We start from the raw sequence: 1,989 nt of genomic DNA, 5'->3' as shown, positions 1-1,989 counted from the left end.
GGAACTCCATCCCGCCCGCGGGGTGCGTCTCGGAGGGCATGTTGCTCCACTGGCCCCAATGCACCAGCGCGATGGCGCCGAGCATGATCGCGACGACCGAGACGCCGCCCGCGCGCGTCAGGAGGTCGCCCGCCTGCGACCGGAGCGCGCCGCCCGCCAGAAGCGCGAGGCCGCCCGCGACCTCGACCACGGCGACGAGCGTCCAGAGCCAGAGCGGAAGCCCCATGAACTGCGCCCCGGCCTCGAGGGCGGGGAACTTGGTCAGGCCGTGGTAGATGAATGTTCCGGCGACCGAGAGCCGCAGGAGCCAGTGGGCCGAGCGGAGGTCGGGCAGGGACAGCGCGCCGCGCGCGGAATCGGTGGTGAGGGTCGACATGATGTGCGTCTCCGGGATGGTGTGCCTTGGATGGCCATCCGGATATCGCGCACTGTTCGGTCTCTCAACGCCAGGTTCTGCGCGATGATGCGCAGAACCTGCGCGCGGGCTTCAAACCGGCATCAGCGCCCAGTAGTCGAGGTCGAGCAGCACGTCGGACAGATACTTGCCGTCCCCGCTGCGCAACGCGCCAACTGTCGCCCCGTCCTTCACCGCCACGAGACGCAGGCGGATCGCGCCGACGCCCGGCGCCTGCGTCGGCGCGGTGTCCAGCACCTCGGACCAGGCCCGCACCGTGTCGCCCGCGAAGCACGGGTTGGCATGGCTGCCGCCGTTGATCGCGACGATGACCTGCGCGTTCGCGAGCCCGTTGAAGCTGAGCGCGCGGGCCATCGACATGACGTGGCCGCCGTAGATCAGGCGCTTGCGGTCCTCGCGGGGGGTGGCGTCGAAATGCGTCTTGGACGTGTTCTGCCAGAGCCGCGTCGCCATCATGTGCTCGGCTTCCTCGATGGTCACGCCGTCGACATGATCGATGATCTCGCCCAACGCGTAGTCCGAGAGGCGGTGCGGCTCACCGGCCTGAACGAAGTCGTAGGCGGAGAAGTCGAGCCCGCCCGGGATCACGAGGGCCTCGGGCGCGACCGCGTCGGCGAGGTCGGGCAGCACCGTCTCCGGCGCCGGCGCCTCCGCGTGGCGCTTGCGCACCATGACCCAGCGGGCGAACTCCATCACCGGCAGCCCGTGCTGGTTCCGCCCCGTGGTCCGCACGTAGACCACGCCGGTCTTCCCGTTCGAGTTCTGCTTCAGCCCGATCACCTGCGAGGAGGCGCGGATCGTGTCGCCCGCGTAGACGGGCCTGAGCCACCGCGCCTCGGCATAACCGAGGTTCGCGACGGCGTTCAGCGAGATGTCGGGGACCGACTTGCCGAAGACGATGTGGAAGGCCGCGAGGTCGTCGAGCGGGCTCTCCGGCAGGCCGCAGGCGCGCGCGAACTCGTCGGAGGAATGCAGCGCGTGGCGCGCGGGGTAAAGCGCATGATAGAGCGCGCGCTCGCCACCCGAGACGGTGCGCGGGACGGCATGCTCGATCACCTCGCCGACGCGGTAGTCCTCGAAGAAGCGTCCCGGGTTGGTCTTGGTGGCGGTCATGGCGTCCCTCGGCATCTACTGCGCCCCGAGCTTCATGTCGGGCGAATAGGGCGTGTCGATCTCCTTGGTCACGGCCTGCCCGCAGCGCATCACGCCGCGCGCCGCGTCGAAGGACATCACCGGGTCGCCGTGCAGCTCCCAGCCCTTCGACAGCGCCTCCGAGACCTTGTGGCAGAAGGCCGAGGTGTCGTCCTCGGTGATCAGTCGGTAGATCTTCATGGTCTCACGCCGGGAAAGGGTAGTAGCCGAGCCAGGTGTGGATCGCCGCGACCACCCCGTAGAGCACGAGGCTCACGAAGAAGGCGATGACGTCGTTCTTCACGCTGGCGTTCGCCGGGCGCTGCCACGTCGGCTCGGCCCGGTTGATGAGGATGACCGAGACCACCGCCCAGGCGAGGAGCCCGCCGAAGAGCAGGATCGACGCGAGGTCGCCGTTCACGAGGAGGTGCGCCACGGCCCAG

4 protein-coding genes are annotated in these 1,989 nt (G+C 69.3%); all 4 read right to left on the bottom strand.

What is annotated here, in order from left to right:
• Positions 1-376 (bottom strand): DoxX family protein (locus ACTS11_RS06930; protein WP_442639599.1); only part of this gene is annotated, 376 nt, incomplete at its 3' end.
• Between the two features lie 111 nt (positions 377-487).
• A complete protein-coding gene (locus tag ACTS11_RS06925; RefSeq protein ID WP_442639598.1) occupies positions 488-1,528 on the bottom strand; it encodes a MaoC family dehydratase in 1,041 nt (346 codons plus the stop codon).
• A gap of 15 nt (positions 1,529-1,543) precedes the next feature.
• A complete protein-coding gene (locus ACTS11_RS06920) occupies positions 1,544-1,747 on the bottom strand; it encodes a DUF1737 domain-containing protein (protein ID WP_442639597.1) in 204 nt (67 codons plus the stop codon).
• Between the two features lie 4 nt (positions 1,748-1,751).
• On the bottom strand, positions 1,752-1,989 hold a 238-nt coding region (locus ACTS11_RS06915; RefSeq protein WP_442639596.1), incomplete at its 5' end, for an NnrU family protein.

Origin of the sequence: Roseicyclus sp. (assembly GCF_052168335.1) — a bacterium.
Taxonomy (GTDB): Bacteria; Pseudomonadota; Alphaproteobacteria; order Rhodobacterales; family Rhodobacteraceae; genus Roseibacterium.
This window is presented reverse-complemented; position numbering and strand designations above follow the sequence as displayed.